We start from the raw sequence: 2,251 nt of genomic DNA on the forward strand, positions 1-2,251 counted from the left end.
CCCGCTGGAGGAGGCTATGGAGGATGAGTATCCAGGAATACCTGGTCTGCGCCGTACAGAACATCCAGGTGCTGTTGAAGCGGGGCGGCGGGCCCGTGAAGGACCCAGCGATGATAGCCCGGGTCCTAAAGGTGGATCATACCAGGGCCTTTGTTCTTTTTTCAAAGATTCTCAAACGATTCAACTTTGCTCACATGGAACGACCGATCACCTGTTCTGCCTGACCCGCCTTTTGTAGAACTTAAGAGGGGTAATTGAGCAACAGCCCGTCAACTTCTTGCATACCGGAGCTTACTATGGTCGTATCCGATATCAATCCAATATTGTCTCCAAAGCAAGATCCGCCTGCAATTGCACCTATTGTCAAAGCTATGTTCCCGCCAACAATGTGGTTTAACCACAAAAAAATGGGTGCGCACGCTGCAAAGGTCCCCCATGATGTACCAGTGGCGGTCGAAAGCACCGCGGTCAAGAGCAGAGCGGCTACTGCCACTGTCTTTGCGCTAAGTCCGGCTGCCAATGACATATTAATTACAGATGCCGCCACACCTGTTGCCATAAAACACTCAGCAACGGCATAGGCTAACTGAAGAATGAGAAAAACAATCAAGAAATTCTTAAGATTTTCAAGAGCTGCATCGAGCAATTCCTGAAATTTGTAATGGTCCACTATCATAGCAATTATCGATGCATACATGAATGAAATTGGAGCAGCGAGCAGTATATCCACCCCTGCAAGCATCAAACCTGCAATAACTGCAACTGGGGAGAGTCTCATTAAAGCTTTCATAATTTTCGTGCCTCCTTTTGTTTGGGAGCCTCTGAACAAAAGACTTTGATAGTTACAACTATGGAACCTTGACAGCCGAATCCGTTTCCTGTGGATAAATCAGTCTATACTAGCCTTTTGAAGATCATTTCAAGGCCTTCGGAGGGCTGTATCGCCCCTTTTGCTTTCTTTGGCCTTTTCCCCCATATCCAGGGACACTACGCCCCTGCCGGGAGCGAGAGCAGTTTCCTCCTGACCATGTAAAGGTTCGACAATGCAAAGAGAACATGGATGCCGTTGGTGTTCTCCGCAAGACCCTTGTAGCGAACCTTCCTGTATCCGAATACGTTCTTGACCACACCGAAGACGTGTCCTACCCTGACGCGGGTCTTGGAAAGCATCCTGTTCCTTTCCTTTTCCTCTTCCGTGAGCCTCCTGTTTCTGGTGGACCTTCTGTTCCTGTTATCTGAGGCCATGGGAGCCTTCCCGTTGATCTCTTCCGTCTTGCCCATGTAGGCCGAGTCGCCCCATACTCCGCTTTCTCCCCCTTGGAGAAGTTCGCCGATGAGATGCGAGTCGTGCCCGTTGGCAGGCGTAGTGACAAGGCTGTGGGCCAGTTTCGTGGCCCTGTCGACACCTATGTGGATCTTCTCACCCGAAGTAGAACTGGTTGCCTTTCTTCGTGGAGTGCATTTCAGGGTCCCGCTTCTTCTCTTTATTCTTCGTCGAAGACGGGGCGTTGATGATGGTGGCGTCGACGATGGTACCCTCGGAGAGTCTCATACCCCTGGATTTAAGGAGGGCGTTGACCTTCCTGAAGATCATCTCGCCAAGGTCATGGGCCTCGAGAAGGTGGCGAACTTGCTGATCGTCCTTTCGTCCGGGACTCCCCTCGTTGCCGAGGACACGCCAACAAACCAACCCATGGGTTCCATGTCGTAGAGCGCTTCTTCGGCTCCAGGGTCGCTGAGGTTGAAGTGAACTCTGCAGGAAATGGATCCGGAGCATCCGTTCCAGCCCTAAGGGAGGCCTTCCCTTCCCAGCTTGGGGTAAAAAGGCCCTATAAGGGCGCATAGTTCCTTCCAGGGGACGGCCTGTTCCATCTCGGCCAGAAACTGCTCCCGCCTCGTGGGTTTTTTGTACTTCTCGAAGGTCACGGCGTTGGCAAGGCTTTTCTGGTTTTTCATGCGGGGTCAGCTCTCTCAGAGGATGGTATGGCCGTTCAGAAGGCTGGAATGGACAAACCAAGACTGTCACAACCATATTTTACTAGGTCAAGGTCCGTTTCCATAGGAATTTTTCAGGGATTATATCTTATATCATGGTTATCCGTATGTCAATAGCGAGTTGCCTCTGTGTCGCCGGACAGCGATAATGTCACCCCTTAAGGGGACAGGGAAAATGTCACCCCCCCTGGGTTTTGATAGAGAATGTATCCCATGAAGAACGAGGGTGACATCAGGTTGTCCATCAAGCAGGCGC

1 protein-coding gene and 2 pseudogenes are annotated in these 2,251 nt (G+C 51.1%); 1 reads left to right on the forward strand and 2 read right to left on the reverse strand.

Annotated features, from left to right (window positions below; all coding sequences use genetic code 11):
* Window positions 1–23 precede the first annotated feature (23 nt).
* The gene (locus tag GX108_05195) at window positions 24–224 is read left to right on the forward strand and encodes a hypothetical protein (protein NLO56435.1); all 201 of its coding nucleotides are present in this window, start codon (window positions 24–26) and stop codon (window positions 222–224) included.
* 44 nt (window positions 225–268) lie between these two features.
* Here GX108_05195 and GX108_05200 read toward each other — a convergent pair.
* Together GX108_05200 and GX108_05205 are read right to left on the reverse strand one after the other, a co-directional pair.
* Window positions 269–790, reverse strand: a pseudogene (locus GX108_05200) (Na+/H+ antiporter NhaC family protein).
* Between the two features lie 197 nt (window positions 791–987).
* Window positions 988–1,956 (reverse strand): annotated as a pseudogene (locus GX108_05205) (IS5 family transposase).
* Window positions 1,957–2,251: the final 295 nt, after the last annotated feature.

Source organism: Thermovirga sp. (genome assembly GCA_012523215.1).
GTDB lineage: Bacteria > Synergistota > Synergistia > Synergistales > Thermovirgaceae > 58-81.

Bases quoted from the DNA above. Each gene is read 5' to 3' on its own strand.
- GX108_05195 (NLO56435.1), top strand. From the start codon at position 24: ATGAGTATCCAGGAATACCTGGTCTGCGCCGTACAGAACATCCAGGTG.